Source organism: Paenibacillus sp. NRS-1781 (assembly GCF_050467745.1).
Classification (GTDB): Bacteria; Bacillota; Bacilli; order Paenibacillales; family Paenibacillaceae; genus Paenibacillus; species Paenibacillus terrae_A.
The window spans coordinates 1-22,992 of the sequence record NZ_JBITPI010000016.1; the positions used below are offsets into that span (position 1 = coordinate 1).

At 50.4% G+C, this 22,992-nt stretch carries 5 protein-coding genes; all 5 read right to left on the minus strand.

The genetic code is table 11. The features are described 5' to 3' along the window. The coding region (locus ACIFO6_RS06110) for a non-ribosomal peptide synthase/polyketide synthase (RefSeq protein ID WP_430039067.1) at window positions 1-16,305 on the minus strand (16,305 nt) is incomplete at its 3' end. A gap of 50 nt (window positions 16,306-16,355) precedes the next feature. Beyond that, window positions 16,356-18,221, minus strand: a complete 1,866-nt coding sequence (locus ACIFO6_RS06115) for an ABC transporter ATP-binding protein (protein WP_430039069.1) — start codon at window positions 18,219-18,221, stop codon at window positions 16,356-16,358. Beyond that, window positions 18,196-20,100 carry an ABC transporter ATP-binding protein gene (locus ACIFO6_RS06120; protein ID WP_430039071.1) on the minus strand — a complete coding sequence of 635 codons (1,905 nt, stop codon included), beginning with the start codon at window positions 20,098-20,100 and terminating at the stop codon, window positions 18,196-18,198. The genes ACIFO6_RS06115 and ACIFO6_RS06120 overlap by 26 nt, the downstream gene beginning before the upstream one ends. Window positions 20,101-20,351: 251 nt before the next feature. After that, on the minus strand, window positions 20,352-21,134 hold the full coding sequence (locus ACIFO6_RS06125) for a thioesterase II family protein (RefSeq protein WP_430039073.1): 783 nt from the start codon (window positions 21,132-21,134) through the stop codon (window positions 20,352-20,354). Between the two features lie 809 nt (window positions 21,135-21,943). Further along, entirely contained in the window at window positions 21,944-22,921 is a 978-nt protein-coding gene (glpX, locus tag ACIFO6_RS06130; protein ID WP_430039075.1) for a class II fructose-bisphosphatase, read from the minus strand. Window positions 22,922-22,992: the final 71 nt, after the last annotated feature.

A 22,992-nucleotide genomic window follows, 5' to 3' on the forward strand; every position in this document is an offset into this window, starting at 1 on the left:
CGGAATAACCGCATATTCCTCCGTCGGCTCGCAATCAAAGTACGATACGTCCACCGTCGCTTCGGTTGGGCCATACAGGTTGATTAACTTCGCTCCAGCGATTCCTGACACGAGTTGTTGGAACCGTGCCACATGCTGTGGCGGCAACGCTTCCCCACTGGCAAACACATGGCGCAGCGTTCCCAGCTTCGCTTGTATCACTTCCTGCGGCTGCTGCTCCACATACTCCAGGAACGCATGCAGCATCGCTGGCACAAAGTGCATCGTGCTTACACTATCGCGGGCAATCGTGTCGACGATGTCCTCCGGATTCTTTTCCCCGCCAACCGACAGCAGGCTTACCTTCGAGCCGACCATCGACCACCAGAACAGCTCCCATACCGATACGTCGAATGTGAAGGCAGTCTTTTGCAGGATCGTATCCTCTGCACTCAAGCCGTAACGATCATGCATCCACAAAATCCGGTTCAGCACGGAATGGTGCTCAACCATAACGCCCTTCGGCTTTCCAGTCGAGCCGGAGGTGTAGATGACATAGGCTACATGGTGCGGACCAGCCAGTGGCTCCAGATTCGAGCCGTCTTCGTGGTACATTTCTTCGCTGTCCAGCACCAGCACCGTGCCATCGAAGCTCAGAGACGCCTGCTCTGCCAAATGCGCTTGCGTCAGCACCAGCTTCGCTCCCGAGTCCTCCAGCATAAAACGGATACGATCCGCAGGATATTCCGGGTCAATCGGCACATAGGCTCCGCCTGCCTTGAGGATCGCATAGATACCCACGATCATGTCCAGCGAGCGGTGTACCAGAATGCCCACCGGCTGATCCGGTTCAACGCCTTCCGCACGTAGAGTACGTGCCAGACGATTCGCCCGCTCGTTCAGCTCGCGGTAGGTCAACGTCTCTGCTCCAAACAGCACCGCCACCTGATCCGGTGTTCGTGCCGCCTGTTCCTCGAACAGCGCACTTAACGTCTGATCCTGCGGATAAGCTGCCCCCGTATCGCCCCAAACCTGAACAATCTGCGCCTGCTCTTCCGGTGTTATCAATCCCAGCTCATTCACACGGATATGCGGATTGTTCACGATTTGCCCGATGACTTGGTCGATATGGCCTTGGATACGCTCCATAGCAAACCGGTTATACACAAGAGCATTGTATTCAAGCAGGATGGAGATATCCTCGTCAGGCACAACAATCAGGTTAAAGTCGTAGTTGGTTTGCTCTGCGAGTGCCACATTGGCAATAGAGAAGCCAGTCTGTGCGCCTGTCTCGCCGGAGCTGCCCACCTGCTTCATTTGCTGCCCGATCGGATAGTTTTCAAAGATCATAATATGATTAATCAGGTCTTGCTTTTGTTCAGTCAGCGCCTGCATGTCATACAACGGGAAGGTATCATACGCACTGGACGCCAAAGCCTGCTCCTGTGTTCGTTGTAATATTTCAGCAAACGTGGCATTCTGCTCACTGCTAATACGAACCGGAATCGTATTGATGAACAGACCGATCATGTTTTCCACACCCGGAATGTCTGCCGGACGCCCGGATACCACACTGCCGAACACGACATCCTGATTATTATTGTATTTTTGTAAAATAACGCCCCAAACGCTTTGCAGCAATGTATTAATCGTTACCTGCTGCTGCTTGGCAATGCGGTTTAACGCCGTGCTTCGTTCTTTACCTAGTACAAATGACAGCTTTTCCGAAACATAACCGGAATTTGAAGCCTTACTGCTTCCTTCTTTATCTTCAATCCGTGCCATTACAGAGGCCTGTGCGTTCTCGCCAGGCAGCAAGGTCTGCTGCTCGAAGCCAGCCAAATAGTCGCTCCAATAGCGGGTCGCTTCCTGTGCATCCTGCCGTTCCAGCCAATCAATATACTCGCTATACGGCTTGACAGGTGCGAGCTCTGGCTGCTGATGCTCCAGCAGGGCAAAATATGCACCAAACACTTCGTCCGTCACCAGTGACAGACACCAGCCGTCCATTACCATATGATGGAAGCTCCATACAAAACGGTATGAGCTATCCCCTGTACGGAAGACGGTTACGCGCATAAGCGCGTCCTTGCCTAAATCAAAGTTTTGCTCTTTATCCCGGCCCACAAATTCAGCTACAGCATCTTCACGACCTCTGACATCCTCATAACGGAAGCCCGGATTTTTATAGCGATAGACGACCTGTAGCGGTTGACCATGCCAGCCGCTGTAGAAATTTGTCCGGAATATAGCATGTCGGCTAACCAGCAGCTTCAGGCTTTCCTCGAATACGGTCGGCTCAAAATGGCCCTCCAGATCAAAGGTCGCCTGTTCAAAATACACTCCTGATTCTGCGTTCATCAGACTATGGAACAGCATGCCCTTCTGCATCGGCGTTAACGGATACACATTCTCCAATTCCCCAACCGTCTGTGTCTGCTCAACAATCGTGTCTAATTGCTCCAGCGTCAGACCCTTTAACAGTACATCGCTTGGAGTCAATTCTGACCGCTCCCGTATGACACAATGCTCGATCATATCAAGCAAGTTGGCTTTCAGCAGGTCAGCCAGCATTTGGATGGTGTCCTTGCGGAAGGCCCTGCCGTTATACCGAATATCCAGCTCCAGTATGCCGTTCGTGACGATCCCGCCCACATCGAGCGCGTATTTCATCTTCGTCCGGTCACTAACAGCTAATCCAATCGGGTACGGAGATATCCGAATATCGCTGTTTTGCAAGTCCTGATCAAACTGTCCGAGATAGTTAAAGCTCACTTGCGGCTCGGCATAGCCTCCAACTGCTTGATCCATATGCAAAGCGTCTTCTTTATGACCATCTGCCCGGCCAGCTTCAATCAGATGTCTCCAAATACCATAGCCAATTCCTTTATTCGGAATTCGACGCAGGCTCTCTTTGACCTGTTTGATGCGTCCCGACAAATCAAGATCACGACCGATGTCCAGCAGCACCGGATATTGGCTCGTAAACCAGCCCACCGTGCGAGAAATGTCCGTATCCGGCAAAATGTCCTCGCGTCCGTGCCCCTCCAAATTGATCAGGCTACGTTCATGACCCGTCCATGTGTACAGCATCATGCCCAATGCAGCCAGAAGCAGATCGTTCACTTCCGTGTTATATGCGCGGTGTGCCTGCTTCAATAGCCGTTCTGTCTCTTCTTCCGTAAGCTTGATGACCACTGTATCCGTGTCAGCCAAGGTAAATTCGCCATCCTGCGCTTGATCCTCAGGCAACCGTACTTGATCGACCAAGGCAGATGCGTTCAGTTGCTCCCAGTAGGCGCATTCACTGTCCATTGCCGCGCTATCCGCATAGGTGGAAAGTCTTTCAGACCAGGAACGGAAGGAATCCGTTTTGTCAGGTAATTGTAATTCTTTTCCATTTACTACCTGTTCATAGGCTGTAGCCAAATCCTCAAACAAAATGCGCCACGATACCCCGTCTACTACCAAATGGTGAATCGCCAGCAGCAAATGATCCCCGTCTGCACAGTGGAACAAACCTGCTCTAAACAGCGGTCCTTCATGCAGATGAATACTGCTTTGAATTTCACTGGCTTTCCCCTCAATCGCTGCGCTGAGCACCGCTTCATCCGTCAAATCCCTAAAGTCCAGCACGTCCAGGTGGCACAGCTCGCCTTCCTGCAATCCGCGGCTCCATGCTTCATAGCCCTGCTCTGTCTTGCTGAACACCATCCGTAGTGCATCGTGGTGCTCCGCCAGCTTGATGAGCGCCTGACGCAGAGCGGATTCGTCAAAGCCCTGCTTCCGGTGCAGCATGACCGCCTGATTAAAGTGATGCGCGTCCACCTGCTCCTGTTCCGCAAACCAGTGTTGAATCGGCGTCAGCATCGCTTTCCCTGTGACTTCGCCTTGCTCGGCCGTTCTCTTGCCCGCTAAATGCAGATGCGGAGCCAGCTCCTTCACGCTTGGATATTTGAACAAGTCTTTCATGTTTAGCTTATAGCCTGCCTGGAACGCACGGGATACGATTTGAATCGCCTTGATCGAATCGCCGCCCAGATCAAAGAAATTGTCCAAAATACCGACGGTTTGCACGCCCAGGACGGACTGCCAGACGGCAACAAGTGTCCGTTCCAGCGCGGTGCGCGGCTCTACATAATTCGCTCCGCTTTGCAGGCTGCCTTCCGGTGCCGGCAGTGCCTTGCGGTCGATTTTACCGTTCGGTGTCAGTGGCATCTGCTCCAACTGAATGAAGTATGAAGGCACCATATAGCTTGGCAGCTCCCGCCCCAGTTCACTTCTCAGCTCGCTGGATTCGAGTTCTTGCTCCGCAATATAGTATGCCACCAGTTGGTATTGGCCTGTTTCGTCCGCACGAGCCATAACTATGGCTTCTCGTACCGACTCCACCTTCAGCAATTGCGATTCGACCTCGCCCAGCTCAATCCGGTACCCCCGGATTTTCACCTGATGGTCAATCCGGCCCAAGTATTCGATGTTTCCGTCCGGCATCCATCTCGCCAAATCGCCCGTGCGGTACATCCGCTCATAGCCTGCTTTCCCGTCTGCAAACGGATTAATCACAAATTTCTCGGCCGTCAGTTCTTCACGATTCCAATACCCTCGCGCCAAGCCTTCTCCTGCAATACATAACTCGCCCGGCACACCGATTGGCTGCAATCCATCATTCGCATTCAGGATATACATTTCCGTATTCGCGATAGGACGTCCAATATTAATTTGATTGGCATGAGTCAGTTCCTGTACTGTCGACCACACCGTCGTTTCTGTAGGACCGTACATGTTGTAAATGCGAAGACCATTTATTTCCTGCAGTGCTGCCAGCAGCTTGGATGGAAGTGCTTCACCCCCGACCATTATTTCCTTCACGCTTTGCAGCGCATGGGAGCCTGCTTCATGACCCAGCAGCATTTGCACCCGGGATGGTGTCATTTGCAACATATCAACATGATGATGAACGATCAACTCACCCAGCGCCTGAGGATCAACCTGATGCTGGCTGTCGCCAAGCACCACCGTCATTCCACCCAACAGTGGCAGGATGGTTTCCAATACAAAAATATCGAATGAAATTGTCGTGAGTGACAAAATGGTTTTGCCCGCTTCAAAGTCGATTATTTCGCGCATCCCTGTAATAAAGTTGAGTACCGAGCCATGCTGGAGCATAACTCCTTTCGGATTTCCCGTCGATCCAGAGGTATAAATGACGTAAGCCAAATGCTCTGGTCGGGCAATCGTCTCCAGATTGCCGCTCTCTCCCTGATACAATTCTGTATCCTCAAGGAAGATTGTATTGGCGTTGCAATGGTGCTCTTCCACTAGATCACGACTGCTCAGAAGCACTGTGGCCTTACTGTCTTCCAGCATGTATTCAATACGAGATGACGGAAATTCGGGATCAATCGGCACATAAGCGCCGCCTGCTTTTAGAACAGCAAGGAGACCTGCGATCATTTCCACTGAGCGCTCCACCATCAGGCCAACCAGCTTGTCGGGTCCTACTCCCTGCGCTTGAAGCATTCGTGCCAAGGAGTTGGCCCGTTCATTCAGCTCCCGATAAGTCAGACTCTGATTCTCAAACACCAATGCCACTTGATCCGGCGTACGCTCCACCTGCTCCTCAAACAGCTCATGGATTGTCTGATTGTGCGGATATACCGCAGCGGTGTCATTAAACGCTTCTGTAATCTGTTGTTTTTCCACCGCTGTGACTAATTCCAGCTCTTCAACGCGAACATTCGGATGGAGCGAAATTTGCTCCAGCAGACGGACAAAATGTCCATGCAGACGCTCAATGCCTATTTGATCAAAGCAGAGCGCGTTATACATAAAACGAATCTTCATACCTTCTCCCGGCATAACGGCTACGTTCAGATCATAGTTGGTTTCCTCTGTAGTCACTACGTTCGAAATCGCAAATTTATCGTGACCACCACTTCCCAACTGCTCTACCTGCTGCTCTACCGGATAATTTTCAAATATCATAATATGGTTGATCAAATCCTGCTTCTGTCCGGTCAGCGCCTGAATCTCATACAACGGGAATGCGTCGTAGCTATTAGAGGCCAGCGCCTGCCGCTGTGTTCGCTTCATCAGTTCGACAAAGGACTCACCCTTTTCAGACAGAATGCGCACTGGAATCGTATTGATGAACAACCCAATCATGCGCTCAACACCCATAATATCGGCTGGACGACCGGATACAACACTACCGAATACAACATCTGGACTGTTGTTGTATTTTTGCAGCAGCACGCCCCATACCGTCTGAATCAATGTGTTGATGGTCACCTGACTTTGCTTCGCCACCCGTTCGATCTGAGCGACCAGTTCCGGCTGGAATTCGCATTCCAGTTCTCCGCCGACATATTCCCCTGCTTGTGCGGATTTAGGCTGTGTTTTTTGCTGCGGAAGCATAATTTGCTGCTCATAGTCTGCCAGATACCCGCTCCAGTATTGCAGGGCCGCTTCACGATCCTGACGCTCCAGCCATTCAATAAAACGACTGAATGGCGTGACCTGCTCAAGCACCGGCTCCTGACCCGCACGAAATGCCTGATAGCTGCCAAATACCTCCTGTATCATAAAGGACAAGCACCAGCCATCCATCAAAATGTGATGGAAGCTCCAAACAAAGCGGTACGTTTCATCCCCCGTTTGCAAAATGGAAATACGATTGAGTGCATCCTCTGCCAGACGGAATCCTTTGGCTTTATCTGCAAGCACAAAAGCCTCAACCCGAGCTTCACGCTCCTCTTTTTCCAGTCCGCGCAAGTCTTCGTAGTACAATGCTCCGCTGCGGTTGCGGAAGACAACCTGTACAGGCTCATCCTTCCATAAATTGATAAAGTTCGTCCGTAGGGCCTCATGACGTTGTACAAGCAGATCCAGGCTTTTGCCGAAGGTGACCACATCAAAACGTCCGTTCAGCTCAAAGGTGGCCTGCTCAAAATAAGCCGCCGAATCCTCGTCCATCATGCTGAAGAAGAGCATTCCCTTTTGCATTGGCGTTAAGGCATACACATTTTCCAGCTCGCCCATATCTCGCGTATCTTCCACCAGTTGCTCCAGCTCGTCCAGCGTTACGTTATCTAGTAGGACATCGCTTGGTGTCAATACCGTTCTTTCCTGGGCGACGCAATGGCTAATCACCTCACGCAAGCCCGAAGCCAGCAGCTCTCCAAGCCGGGCAATCGTCTCATGACGGAACTGCGTTGTGCCGTAGCGAATAGTAAAGATCAACTCGCCGTCTTCGATCACTCCATTGATATCCAGCGCAAAATCCATAGCCGCGTTTGTGCTGACAGGCACACCCATAGAATAGGAGGAAGGCTCCAGATCGTTGCCTTTATAATCCTGATCAAACTGACCCAGATAGTTAAAGTTGATTTCTGGGGTCAACTGGAGCTGTACGCCTGCTTGCGCGGAAGCCTCCGTATTTGAAAGGTATCGCAAAATACCATAGCCAATGCCTTTTTGCGGAATATGGTGCAGCCCTTCCTTCACCCGTTTGATCAAACGGGCGATATTTCCACCTTGTCCCAGGCTTCCATCCAGTACAACCGGGAATTGGCTCGTAAACCAGCCCACCGTGCGCGTAATATCCACATCCGATAAAATGGATTCCCGTCCATGACCCTCCAGGTTGACCAGTACTCGTTCAGAACCGGACCAGTCATATACGGCTTTGCCGAGTGCAGCCAGCAACAGGTCATTCATTTCCGTGCTATACGCGCGGTGAGCCTGCTTAAGCAACAAATCGGTTTCCTGCTTCGTCCAGCGGACGGTGACAACCTCACTATCTCCAAGCAAGGCATGATCGTTGTCATAATCCTTTGGCAACGGCTTCGCCAGACTTGCTTCTGCTTGTTCAATATGCTGCCAGTAAGCAAGCTCCCGCTCCATCGTCGCACTGTTCGCATAGGCCAACTGATGCTCGGCCCATGTCTGGAACGAATCTGTTTTAAGCGGCAATCGAATAGCTTTGCCTGTTTTACCTGCAGCAGCCTGCTCATAAGCGGCTGCCAAATCCTCTAGCAGAATGCGCCACGATACACCGTCCACGACCAAATGGTGAATGACGATTAACAAATGATCGCCCTGAGCGCATTGGAACAAACCAAGCTTCACAAGCGGTCCCTCGCTCAAATGAATGCCGGCTTGAATTTCATTCGCCTTGGCTTCCACAGCTGTGGATTCGTCTTCAACTCCACTGAAATCTACAATGTCCAGTGTATATAGCTCGCCTTCCTCCACACTGCGGTTCCAGGCTACGTAACCATGCTCTGTCTCACGGAATACAGTACGCAATGCGTCATGATGCTGGACCATGCGTTCCATGGTATGGCGCAGCGCATCTACATCAAAGCGCCCAGCTCGATACAGCATCATCGCCTGGTTGCTGTGATGCAGGTCAACCGGCTGCTGCTCAAAGAACCACCGTTGAATTGGTGTCAGCTCTACCTCACCGACTGCCTCTTCCTGACTGGCGATTTTGCCATCTGTGCGAAGCAAAGGACTAAGGGACGCTACCGTTGGATTGCTGAACAGATCCTTCATGTCCATTCGATAGCCTGCTTGCAGTAATCGAGATGATACCTGCAGCGCCTTGATCGAATCGCCGCCCAGCTCGAAGAAGTTATCCTGCGTGCCTACCGTTTCCACGCCCAGCACTCCGGCCCATACCGAAGCCAGTACCTGCTCGACCGTTGTACGTGGCGCCACATAGGCTGCACCTGTATGGATACTTCCTTCTGGCTCTGGCAAGGCCTTACGGTCGATTTTGCCGTTGCTCGTCAGCGGTATCGTCTCCAGACGCATCAAGCGTGCTGGCACCATGTGCGCTGGCAGTCCTGCTTCCAGCTGGACCTGTACCTCCTCGATCCGCAGCTCCGCTTCTCCCGTAATATACCCGCACAAATACTTGTGCCCACGCTCATCTGTCCGGTCGATCACGACCGCTTGACGCACACCCGGCACCCGCTGGATCACGGTTTCGATCTCGCCCAGCTCAATCCGGTAGCCCCGGATTTTGACCTGATAGTCCATCCGGCCGATAAAGTCCACGTTCCCGTCCGGCATCCACCGTGCCAGGTCACCTGTCCGATACAGCCGTTCACCCGGCACGTACGGATTCGCGACGAACTTCTCGGCCGTCAGGTCCGTACGGTTCAGGTACCCACGTGCTACCCCGGCTCCGCCAATGCATAGCTCGCCCAGTACGCCAATAGGTACCGGATTCAATTGGCTGTCCACGATATAAAAACGTGCATTCAGCCACGCCTGACCAATCGGCACACTGCCGCTGCTTGGCAGCTTCGATAGCTCTTCGTCATAGAAGCTGGAGTCAATCGCTGCTTCCGTTACGCCATAGCTGTTAATTATCCGAGTATCTGCGCCAAATCGTTCTTGCAGCACCCGGTAATCCGTCACACTACAGCTGTCCGAGCTGGTGATGAGTAGCTCCAGACTGCTCATGTCCAGTCCGTGTTCATGCACATGCTGCATGAACGGTACGATCAGAGCTGGTGTCGATTCAAACACCGTTACCTGATAATTGCGAATCCAGCTATACAGACGGCTCGGATCAATCCGGTCGTCTTTCGGGCAGATGACCATCGTTCCGCCGTTATAGAGCGCCCGTGCGATATCCCCGACGAATACGTCGAAGGAGAAGCTTGCCAGTTGCAGCAATCGTACCGGGAATTGGTTCAGACGGTAATCCCGTCGATATGCCGCAGCCGTATTTACTAAGCTGCGATGCTCGATCATGACTCCCTTCGGACGTCCCGTTGTTCCGGAGGTGTAGATCACATACGCCAGATCCTGCGGCTCGTTGATATGCTCGATATCCGCAGTATCCCCGGTGTACAGCGACTCATCGTCCAACGCCAGTACGGTATGCAGACGCAGTCCTGTTGCTGGTTCGGATGTTGCTTTGTTTTCCTCCAGCCATCCCTGCGCACGCTCCTGCAAGCCTGTTTGAGTCAATAGTACCGTCGCACCGCTGTCCTCCAGCATGAAACGAATACGTTCTGACGGATAGTCTGCATCCAGCGGCACATACGCGCCTCCTGCCTTCCATACCGCCAGTACGCCGACCAGCATGTCTACCGAGCGTTCGCTCAAGATGCCGACAATCGACTCGCGTCCAATGCCTTCATTTCGCAATCTACGAGCCAATTGGTTCGCACGCTCGTTCAACTCGTGGTACGTAAGCTGCTTCTCCTCGTACACAACCGCCACGTGATCCGGCACAAGCTGCGCCTGTTCCTCCACATAGGCGTGGAACAACCCTTCGACTTCCTTCGCATCACTCCACGCATACACGCCAACTGAACCAAAACCGTCGATGATCTTCGCTTTTTCCTCAGCAGTCACCAGCTCAAGCTCATCTACCAGCGCATTCGGTCTGTTAATCGCTTCCTCTACGATATGCACCAAATGCTCGCGGATTTGCTCTATAGCTGCGCGTTCAAATACCAGCGTGTTGTACTCCAAATGAACACCGATTTCATCACCCGGCACAATGGTAATGTTGAAATCATAGTTTGTTTGCTCCGACACGGAAGCATTCGCAATGGTAAAGCCGTTCGTGTCATGACTACCCATTTGCTCCATGCTCTGTTCCACCGGATAGTTTTCGAACACCATAATATGGTTTACCAAATCCTGCTTCTGCTCTGTCAGGGCCTGAATTTCATACAACGGATAGGTTTCATAGGCACGGGAAGCAAGCGCCTGTTCCTGTGTCTGCTTCATCAACCCAGCGAACGTAACATCTTCCCCGCTGTGAATCCGTACAGGAACCGTATTAATGAACAACCCGATCATTTTATCGATGCCCGGAATATCCGCTGATCTACCGGATACAACACTACCAAATACAACATCCCGATTATTGTTATATCGTTGCAGCACAACACCCCATGCCGCTTGCAGCAGCGTATTGACCGTCACCTGCTGCTGCTTGACCAGCTTGTTCATCCGCTCCGTCACTTCACGGCTCAGTATAAACGAAAGCTTGTCAGCCTCATATCCTTTGGCGTAACTGTCCAGCTGCTTCGCTTGCGGCAACACCGTCTGTTGTTCAAAGCCGGCAAAATAGTCACTCCAGAACCGTTCTGCTTCCGCGTTATCCTGCCGTTCCAGCCATTCAATATATTCGCTATATGGCGTTACCGGAGCAAGCTCTGGCTTTCGGTTTTCGAGCAAAGAAAAATACGTTTTGAAGGCTTCCCCGACAACCAGGAACAAGCACCAGCCGTCCATCAAAATATGATGGAAGCTCCACACAAAACGGTAAGACTCCTCGCCCGTACGTAATATAGAAACTCTCATCAGCTCGCCTGAGCTGAAATGAAACCCTTCCGCTTTGTCCCGCTCAGCAAAATCAGCAACATATGCGTCCAGTTCTCCTCGATCCATCGAACGCACGTCTTCAAAACGGAATCCGGCAGCTTTATGACGATACACTACCTGCAAAGGCTGCTCATTCCAGCCGCTATAAAAATTCGTTCTGAAAATTTGATGGCGATTCACCAGCAGATTCAGGCTTTCGGAAAAAGCATCCACTTGAAAGCTGCCCTGCAGATCAAATGTTGCCTGCTCAAAATACGCGCCGGATTGCGGCTCCATCAAGCCGTGGAACAGGATTCCCTTTTGCATCGGCGTTAGCGAATAAACATTTTCCAGCTCACCCGCAGCAGCGGTTTGCTCTACAATGTGCTCCAGTTCTCCAGCCGTTAGTCCCTGGAAGGACAGATCGCTTGGTGTCAGCTCTGGCAGCTCTTTGTCCACACAATGAGCTAATACCTGGCGCATGCTTTCCTGAAGCAAATCAGCTAGTTTTTTGATTGATTTTTTCATGAACGTTTTGCTGCTGTAGCTGATCGTCAGCTCCAGCACACCGTCCGTGATCATACCGTTAATATCAAGGGCATACCGCTTGGTCAACGTGTCACTAATGGAAGCCCCAAGGGAATAAGGTGACATACGGAATGCGTTATTTTTCAAATCCTGATCGAATTGTCCGAGATAGTTAAAGCTAATTTCCGGCTCGACGGCAAAAGCTGCTTCCCCTTCTTCTTCAGCAGAAAGATATCTCAAAATACCGTATCCAATTCCTTTATGCGGCAAACGGCGCAGCCCTTCCTTGACGTCCTTGACACGTCGTCCCACATTCCGATCCTCGCCCATTTCCAGCACAACTGGGAATTGGCTGGTAAACCAACCGACTGTACGTGTAATATCCACGTCTGGCAAAATAGCTTCCCGTCCGTGACCCTCCAGATTCACAAGCACCTGACTGATGCCTGCCCACTCGTGAACCGCGGTTCCCAAAGCCGTCAGCAACAGATCGTTCGCTTCCGTATTGTAGGCACGGTGTGCCTGCTTCAAAAATTGTTCTGTTTCTTCAACTGTCCACGCTACCGTGAGTGTGCGGTCATCGCAGAGACAAGGCTTGGCCTCGGATTTGCGAGTGTAGTCCTTGGGCAAAGCTGCTTGAGTGGCCCCAGCTTGCTCCAGCCCTTCCCAGTACGCACGTTCCTTCAGCAAGGCTGCGCTGTTCGCATAAGCTGACAGCTGATCAGCCCACAGGCGGAAGGAATCCGTCTTATTCGGCAAACGGACAGGCTCGCCCTGTAAGGCCTGCTCATATCCAGTTGCCAAATCCTCCAGCAAAATACGCCAAGACACTCCATCGACCACAAAATGGTGGATCGCTACCAGCAAATGATCTCCATCAGAGCAACGGAACAGACCCAGCTTCACCAGAGGACCTTCATCCAAACAGATGCTGCTTTGAATTTCATTGGCTTTGGCTTCCAGCACATGAGCAAAATCAGGCTCGTTCGTAAAATCTACGACTTCGAGACTGTAAAGCTCACCTGCTTGTACGCCGCGGTTCCATGCTTCATACCCGCCGACTGCATTCTGGCGGAAAACGATACGCAAAGCATCATGATGCTCAACAATACGTTGCAGCGCCTGACGAAGCGCCGTTTCGTCCATACGATCCTCACGGTGCAGCATCAACGCCTGATTATAGTGCTCTGGCTTGCCTGGCTGCTGCTCAATAAACCAATGCTGAATCGGCGTCAACGCTACCGTACCCGTGACTTCCCCTTGGTCTGAGACGCGGCTCACCTGCTGTACCCGTCCATTCAACTCAGCAATGGTCGGATATTGGAATAGTTCCCTCATTTCCAGTTTATAGCCGTTTTGCAGCAGTCTCGAAGACACCTGAATGGCCTTGATCGAGTCGCCTCCCAGATGGAAAAAGTTATCCAGTACACCGATATGCTCGATGCCTAGTACAGATTGCCATACCGATACCAACGTCCGCTCCACATCTGTTCGCGCTGCTACATAATCCTCACCAGAATCCACACTTCCCTCCGGCTGTGGCAACACCCGGCGATCCACCTTGCCGTTAGGCGTGAGTGGCAATTGCTCCAGCTGTACAAAATACGACGGCACCATGTAGCCTGGCAGCTCCTGGCTCAAAGCGCTGCGCAACTCACTTGCCGTTACATCCTCATGGGTCACCACATAAGCACAGAGCTGCTTTTGACCCTGCTCATCCTCACGTGCAATCACGACCGCTTCTCGCACCGCTTCCAGCTTTAACAGCTGCGCTTCCACCTCGCCCAGCTCGATCCGGTAGCCCCGGATTTTCACCTGGGCGTCGATCCGTCCCTTGTATTCCAGCGTCCCGTCCACATTCCAGCGCACCAGGTCGCCTGTCCGATAGCAGCGTTCTCCGCTGCGGAACGGACTGTCGGTGAACTTTTCTGCCGTCAGGTCCGGGCGATTCCGGTATCCACGTGCCACCCCGTCACCGCCGACAATCAGCTCTCCCCATGCCCCGACAGGCTGGAGCTGCATCGAACGATCCACGACATACGCCGTCGAGTTATGGATCGGGCTGCCAATCGGCACCGATTCTGCTTGCACGCTGGTAATCGCATGTGTCGCGGAAAAGGTTGTATTTTCCGTCGGACCGTAGCCATTGATGATCCGAAGAGATGGATGGGCCTCCAACACCCGGTTAATATGCGGGACGGACAGCACATCACCGCCGACCAGCAGCTCCCGTACCCCCTCAAACAGTTCCAGATCCTGCTGGGACAGCTGATTAAAGAGCGGCGCTGTCAGCCACATCGTGGTAATGCCATGGCTGCGAACAGCTTCCTTGAGCTTCGGCGCGTCCAGAATGACATCCTGACTCACCAGCACCAGCTGTCCGCCGTTCAATAGCGCACCCCAAATTTCGAAGGTGGACGCGTCGAAGACAACAGCCCCGGTCTGCAAAATGCGTGTGTCAGCATCCAGTTGCGCATAGTTTGTATTTTTCACCAGACGTACGACGTTACGGTGCTCTACCATGACCCCTTTGGGTTGCCCAGTAGTTCCTGATGTGTACATCAAATAGGCGAGTCGATCCCCGAATGTACCCGCTTGTGAAATCTCATTTTTCAAATTTGTATAATGGGTATAATCCGCATGATTAACCTCGTTTTGCTCCGATTGTACAGTATTTAAGCCTTGGGCAGCCTCTGCCCCGTATACAGTAGCATCGCTCAGATCCAGCACAATTCCGCTGTAGTCATCTGGCTGCTGCTCCGCATGCTGCACCAGCAGTAGCTTCGCGCCTGAATCCTCCAGCAGGTAGCGTACACGCTCTGCCGGATAATCCGGGTCAATTGGCACATATGCGCCGCCCGCCTTGAGGATTGCCAACATGCCGACGATCATATCTGTGGAACGCTCAGCGACGATACCAACCGTTCGTTCAACAGTAACACCGTAACCGCGCAGCGTGTGAGCCAGTCGGTTGGCCTGTTCATTCAGCTGCCCATAGGTTAGACGACGGTTTCCAAACACAACCGCAGTCTGATCCGGCATACGCTCTGCCTGTTGCTCGAACAGTTCATGAATCCCTGCATCATGTGGATATGGCACTGCTGTAGCATTGAATACATCCACAATTTGCGTCCGCTCCTCGTCACTAATCAGTGACAACTCCTGTATACGCTTCTGCGGACCTTTCACCATATGCTCAGCCACACTCAGGAATTGGCGGATAATTCGGGCAATCTCCTGTTCGCTGAACAGATCGGTACGATAATCCAGATGCATTATAAACTTATCATCATCCAGCATTTCTACCATATGAATATCAAAGTCATTCACCGTATCTCCACAGAAATCGGTATCCACCTGCTGAACCGATTCATCAAAACGGGAGAAGCTCAGCGTACGATACTGAATTGAAACACCAAAGAGGCGCTGAATATCCAGACTGCTTTGCTGTTCACGCAAATCCTGAATAATTTTGTTGTACGGGTAACGCTGATGCCGCAAAATGGACGACTGCTCCTTGCCCACACCTTGCAGGAAGGTCAGCAGCTCGGATTCCGGCTCAACCAGCAAACGCGTAGCCACGGTGCTGACGAACATACCGACCGTATCCTTCTCCTTCTTCGACGTACGGTTAGCGTACAAGGTACCTACGGTTAAATCCTGTTCCCCCGTCACTTTATGTAAATAAATATACAGAGCGGCCAGGAAGAACGTAAAAATACTGATTTTATGCTCCTCGCAAAAAACCGTGACACCACGATACAATTCAGGCTCCAGTGTATAGCTCTCCCGGCGTGCAGCTGTGCTCAGCGTTAGCGGATTGTATGATTTTAAACCGGTCGTCTCTGGCAAATCGGCAAACTTTTCCGTCCAATATGTCTTGTCCTTCTGGTAACGGTCAGATTGCTCATAGCTTTGCTCCACCTGAATGAAATCCAGATATGGATTCGCTTTGGTCGGTGTAGCCTGACCTGTACCATGGACAATATCCATGTAATGCGTCGTAATTTCATTAATAGCCTGATTCATGGATACACCATCTGAAATAATATGGTGCATTGTGAAATTGTACCAGGTTTCTTCTGCCCCCAACTGCAAAATTACCAATTGGTAGAGCTGTGAATCCAGCAATAAAAAGGGCTGGGAATTAAGACGGTTTACTAGTTGTTCGGCTTCCGCCGGGCTAACCTGGAGCGTTTCTATGCTTTGTGCAGCAAATGGCTCTACATATTGATACGGAATACCATCCTGAGCAGTGATTTTAATGCGAAAGGAATCGTTTTGTGCAATTACCTGATTCATCGCCTGCTGCAATGCATCTATGCGAACAGTTCCTTTGATTTTAACCGTTGTAATAAGCGTGGACGTGTTGCGATTGGGATACAAAAGCTCCGTATACCAAATACGTTGCTGTGGCTGGCTTAATGCAAATAATTGAATATCGTGCTGAGTCATATGTCTCTCTCCTCGCAAAATAGATATTGTTAAAAAGTAACCTCGCATATTTATGCGGTTTGTTCCTCGGGATGCTTTCGAAACTGAAGCTCATACAGCTTCGCATAATGACCGCCCTTGGCAAGGAGCTGGTCATGGGTACCCTGTTCTTTCAGTTCGCCATCGGCAAGAACACAGATCGTATCCGCCCGCTCAATCGTAGACAATCGATGGGCAATGACTAATGTTGTACGATCCTTCATCAGCTCATTTAAGCCCTGCTGGACTTCATATTCCGATTCTGAATCCAGCGCCGAGGTCGCTTCATCCAGCAGCAAAATCGGTGCATTTTTGAGCAAAGCGCGGGCAATCGCGAGCCGCTGTCTTTGACCACCGGACAAGTTGGCTCCGCGTTCACCGACAATGGTGTCGTAACCCTCTGGCAGCTCGGCTATGAAGCCGCTCGCATAGGCTGTTTTGGCCGCAGCCTCTACTTCCTCATCCGTGGCATCCGGTGAGCCAAAGCGGATATTATCGGCTACTGTACCGTGGAACAACGTAGCCTCCTGTGGTACATAGGCCATCAAATCCCTGACCTCATCTAACCGAAGCTCTCCTGCCGAGCGACCACGGACCCGCAGCACACCCTCATCCGGTGGATAAAAGCCTAGCAATAGCTTCATGACTGTGCTTTTACCACCACCACTTGGGCCGACGAGCGCGGTGACCTGCCCTTCCGGCACAATCAGGTTCAGTCTTCGCAGCGTTGGGTGGTCCGGTTGATAACCGAAGGTGATGTCATGCAGCTCCAATGCAGCCGAAACTTGTTCAATGACGTGGCCTGAGCTCGCAGTTTCGACATCACTATGAGATCCCTCAAGCTCACGAGCTGATAAAGCTGCCTCCTCCGGACCGATCAGCCCAGCCTGCAGTCCCTCCTGTTTCAACGCTGGAAAATGCTCCTCTTCCTTCGACTCATCCAGAATTTCGCGGATACGCGCCAAGCCCGCCAAGGAGTTTTGCAACAGCGATACAGCCGCCCCCAACTGCAAAAACACCGTGGAAATGCCGCCTTGCAATTGCACAATCTGTCCCAGGACTCCCAGCTCCATCTGCTTCTGTAAAACCAGAATCAGTCCGGTGACAAGCACACCACCCAGCGTAATAAATTCAATCACAAAATTATACATATCCTGCAAGCCCATATGACGTCCCTGCCGAATGCTGATGCGGTTTATGTCCTCGCTTGCATCGTTACAAAGTCCGCCTACCTTGGTCCGCAATCCAAACAGCTTCACCGTCTGCAAACCAGAAAGCAGATCACTCAATCGTTCTGTGAATCCGCTCATCCGTCCCTGTAATTCCTCACTCGTCTGTCGCATCTTCTTCGCGAAATGAGAATTTACCCAAGCTGAAGCCAGCCCAAGTAAAACCGCCATAACCCCAAACCGCCAATCCAGCACCAGCATAATGACCAGCGAACCAAAGAAAAGCGAAACTTCCAGTATAATCGAGCGAATATGAACGGTGTAAGCCTGCTCCAACGTCTTTACATCGTTCGTCATGCGGGATACAAGATCACCAGAATGGCGTTTTTCGACCTTTTCATAGGATAGCTTGACGATATGCCCGAATAGTCTCACCCGTACATTGGCAATCGCCAGTTTCACACACCGCTTATACATGTAGCTGCACAGCGGAGCAATAAGACTTAGTGCCAAAAATGTACCGCTGACCAAATAAATCGCCTGGTAAAGCCCCTCCACTTTCCCATCAACCGCAAAATTCAGCAAATAATGCACCACGAAGGAAAGTAAAATCGTGACGCTCGCATTGGTCAGACTGTTGCCAATCAACCCGATAAAATACCATTTTCGGTGCGGCTTCATCAGGGACATCAACTGCTTAAACTCATAAAACCCCTGCTTGAAGGTCACGTTTCTCACTCCTTTCCTCTGTCATCGAATTGCCGTTTGCCATCGTATGCGGTTCTTCTTCGAAATTTTGCAAATACAGCTTTCGATATTCACCGTTGCGACCCAGTAATTCCTCATGCGTGCCCGATTCCACCACGCTCCCCTGATCAAGCACAATAATCCGGTTCGCCTGACGCACGGTTGACAGTCGATGAGCAATCACCAGTACCGTCCGATTATGCATTGCCGCATTCATCGCGATCTGCACCTGAGCCTCCGACTGGCTATCAAGCGCTGAAGTTGGCTCATCCAGTAGAAGCAGCGGAGCATTTTTCAACAATGCTCTTGCTATGGAAATGCGCTGCTTTTGTCCACCAGACAATCCGCCTCCCCGCTCGCTCAAAAGGGTTTCATAGCCCTCGGGAAGCTGAACAATAAAATCATGTGCATGCGCTGCTTTCGCCGCCTCGACAATTTCTTCACGGGTCGCCTCCAGACGTCCATATCCGATATTTTCTGCAATCGTGGCCGGAAAAAGCGACGGCTCCTGAGATACCATCGAAATGTGGCTGCGCAGGCTTGTTAAATTCCAATCTGTTAAACTCTTTCCAAATAGTTGAACGGTTCCAGCATGCTCACCCGGTTCATTAAATCCGCAAAGCAGCTTAAAAATCGTACTTTTGCCACCACCGCTGCCGCCGACAATCGCTACCGTTTCTCCTTGTCCTACCTGGAAGCTGATATCCTTGAGCACAGTGTTCCCTTCATCGTAGCCAAAGGTCAAATGGTCAAGCCTGACCACAGCAGCGTCATCGTCGCCTTCTGCTCTGTCTGGCTCGCTTTTACTAGCATTACTGGCTTGGTTGGCTTTCCTATCTGCATCGTCCTCAAAACGTAGGCCCTCATCCCCTCGATTCTCATCGACCGAGGTGATTTCACCACCTTGACGTTCATCCCGCCAATCCAGTACCTCAAACAAATGCTTCGCCGCTCCCCCGGCTTCCTTCATTTGCGTGATGATTATCGGCAGCATGGAAACAGGCTGCAATATGAACGAAATCAGATATAAAAATAGAACGATGCCTCCAGCATTCAGTTCTCCTTGTTGAATCAGGTATCCTCCGTACGCAATGATCAAAATAATTGGTGTTGCCAGCATCATCACACCTACCGGAGTAATAGACGCATAGCGCTTTTCCAGCCCCAATCCGCGCCTGACGACCTCCTCCATAATCACCATATACTTCTTCAACAACACAGCCTGCATATTGAAGGCCTTGACGATAGGAATTCCTCCAATTGCATCCTGTCCGACCGCGTTCAAATGAGCCATTTTCTCCTGAAGCTGCTCGGAGTATTTTTCAATCGGCCTGCTCATCAGTGTTGTTATGATCATACCTACAGGCAAAAGCGCGAGACTGGCCAAGACCAGCTTCCAGCTTGTCATTAAAAGCAACGCTAGTGATGCCGTAAACACAAGCGGTAAATAAAACAGATTGGCAAACTGCTCGATAAAAAAATTCTGTAACATCGCCGTATTGTTCGTAAGCCGGGATACCAAATCTCCAGTGAACTTCCTCTCCACTCTGGAAACTGGTAAATCGCAAAACTTATGTACGAGGTCGCCTCTCAAATCGCGCAGTGCGCTAACGCTAAATCGCGCCGAAGCGTACCTCATCACAAACTTACAGGGCATTCCAATTAGCGTCATACCAACAACTAGATAGATCATGTTCTGGGTGGAGGAGAAGGTCCCCGCAACCATTTGCTCGATGGCCTTACCCAAAATAATGTCTATGGCTGCCAAACATAAGGAGGCGAGGACTGTTATGAAAACCCATAGATTGTACGGTCTTACATAACGCGCGAGTCTTCGAAAAGCAGAATTTGTTCGAAACAAGGACATCCCTCTTTTTCGTTGCTCACACTTTCGCAGTGCGAACTTTTTTAGTGAGGATTTTGCAAAATCCTGAAGTTGCATTGGGCATGGTGAGATAAACTCTGGCTCTGGATGTATGAGTATTTACACGGAATGAAATCATTCTTGAATTATGCTGAGCATTGCATCATGGTGGTAGGTTGATTGTCGAGTGGTTGTCGAAATGTTAATCATGTTGTGTATCGCGTGGTGTATCATGATGTGTGGGACTTTTAACTCTGTCTGAATCGTGGTTGTAGGGTAGCTGAAGATGCGGACAAAATATTCACGACTGTGCTTATAACTTCTTGCTCTTGTTCATGAATGAAAAAGTGATTGCCTTCGAACATTCGCACATCAATCGGCGATGTAGTGTGCTGCTGCCAGGCATGTAGTGAATCAGTGCTCACCTCATGATCCTTCATGCCGCCCAAAATGGTCATCGGACAGGCCAAGGGTCCTCCCTGCTGATAAACATACGTTTCGCACACCTTAAAATCCGCGCGCAGACGAGGCATAATAATTTGCATTAAATCTGCATTTTGCAGAACTTCTTCGGGTGTTCCCTGCATCAAACGAAGCTCTTCGGTGAAAGGTTGATCTGCTAAATCATGGAGTTGTTTTTTTGAATACGGACGATGTGGTGCGGATTTACCGGATGCGATGATGTGGACTGGCAGTTTTCCGGTTTTGCTATACAGTTGCCGTGCTGCTTCAAAAGCAATCAATGCTCCCATACTGTGTCCAAAGAAAGCAAACGGCTTATGTACGTATGGAGCCATAGCAGGAAGCAGCGATTGCACGATGTCCTGAATGGTATCCATCGGGGCTTCTGTGGAGCGACTTTCACGTCCCGGAAGCTGTACAGGCAACACAGTAATGTCAGGCGCAAGTCTAGACTTCCAGGAGCTGAATATGGAAGCACCGCCACCAGCATAAGGGAAGCAAAATAGCTGGAGCTTCTCAGCCGGATGAGCCGCGGTTTTCACAAACCAAGATTGTGACCGAATCGTCATATGAATTCCTCCATCCTCTACACAGTTCAGAATTTTACATTAAATCCTTATATCTCTTTTTTTCTTCCAACACTTTCTAACTATTTTTAAATATACAAACTTTAAAACCTCTTGACATGGGACAAAAGAACTAAATTGATAGAGTTTATAAAAATAAAACAAAATCCATATTATGCTATCTATTCCCAGTCTTTAAAAGCAACAATTTCACTTTAAGCATTCATTGCCTGCTGATCATGATCTGTTAATTAGATTCAAAACCAGTTTTCAGATTTTCAGGAATTTTGTAAAATCAAAATGATTATGATTTGCAATAAAGCTAAAAAGCTTTGTGCTACAACAATTTTACCTTTACATGCCATTAACATAAATGTAACAAATTCCGCCTGATATCATCCGACAAATTCCGCCTTTTTCCGCAACATCCTTCGTTCTCCTATTTTATGGAATGAAATTTTATAAAGCTCACATCAACCAAAATTAATAACTCTTTAATTTTTTAATAGATCATGCCATTTTATAGTTCTATAGAACCGATTTTGCCAGATTTTTTTTCGACGCTCTGTCTAAAAAATTTTATTTCAGATTGAATTTTTCTCCCCTAAAGCTAAGAATTTTTTTTCAAACTTTTATAGAAACGTTTTTATCTTCCTTCAAAAGTGTGAATTTTCAGGAATTTATATCTTTGGTTCTGTCCCTTCTGCAATCGACAAACGAACCTGAAACACCAAACAGCAAGTCTCTATAGGGTGAGAGACTTGCTGTTTTCAAGCTTATTATGACTTGGTCTTTGATGTAGCTGTGAAGAATTAAGAGGATGCGGCTGCAGCGAGCGTACCGGATGCGGCTGTTGTGTGGTGAATACTGCGCACGAAGCGAATTGTCTTTGTTTCCGAGTGCATCACGACCGAATGGGTTTCCGCTCTATGACCAGGGAGAGAACGAACCCCCTGCAACCACTCTCCAGGTGTCACACCAGTAGCCACAAACATCACGCCTTGGCGTCCGACCATATCATCCATGGACAATAAAGCCCCCGGATCAGCAATGCCCATACGTTTGCACCGTTTGATCTCTTCTTCACCATGCGGCAACAAGCGACCTTGAATCTCTCCACCCATGCATTTCAGCGCCGCAGCAGCCAACACACCTTCAGGCGCTCCACCAGAGCCGATATGCAGATCAACACCGCTATCCAGGCATGTTTCAATTGCACCCATTACGTCTCCATGTCCAAGCAGCTTGATCCGAACGCCGCTCTCCCGCAGAAGCTTGATGATCCCGGCGTGACGTGTACGATCCAGAATGGAGACGGTAAGTTCGGACAAGGATTTACCCAGTATCCGTGCGGCCTTTGACAGGGTATCCGGAATCGGATCATCCAGCGATAGCTTTCCAGCCAGTGTCGGGCCTACGGCCATTTTCTGCATATACATATCTGGAGCATGGAGCAGACCTCCGCGGGGAGCAGCAGCAATGACCGATAGGGCGTTGTTCAAGCCATTTGCCACCGTTTCGGTTCCCTCCAGCGGGTCGACGGCGATGTCTATGGCCGGCCCTCTGCGATTGCCTACTCTTTCCCCGATATACAGCATGGGAGCCTCATCCATTTCTCCTTCGCCAATGACGACCGTACCGTCCATAGATACCGCGTTAAAATGAGTACGGATGGCTACCGTAGCCGCCTCGTCCGCGCTGTTCTTATCTCCACGTCCTGTCCATTCCGCTGATTGCAGCGCCGCCGCCTCTGTAACCCGAACGAATTCCAATGCCAGTTGACTCTCCATATCTTCCCTCCACCTCTCCTATATAATTGTTATCCTACGACAAATCATCATTATAGGGCAGCTTTGCTGCC

What these genes read in the sequence shown, in the direction of transcription:
- ACIFO6_RS06125 (WP_430039073.1), bottom strand. Translation starts at nt 21,134, where the DNA reads ATGACGATTCGGTCACAATCTTGGTTTGTGAAAACCGCGGCTCATCCG.
- glpX (WP_430039075.1), bottom strand. Translation starts at nt 22,921, where the DNA reads ATGGAGAGTCAACTGGCATTGGAATTCGTTCGGGTTACAGAGGCGGCG.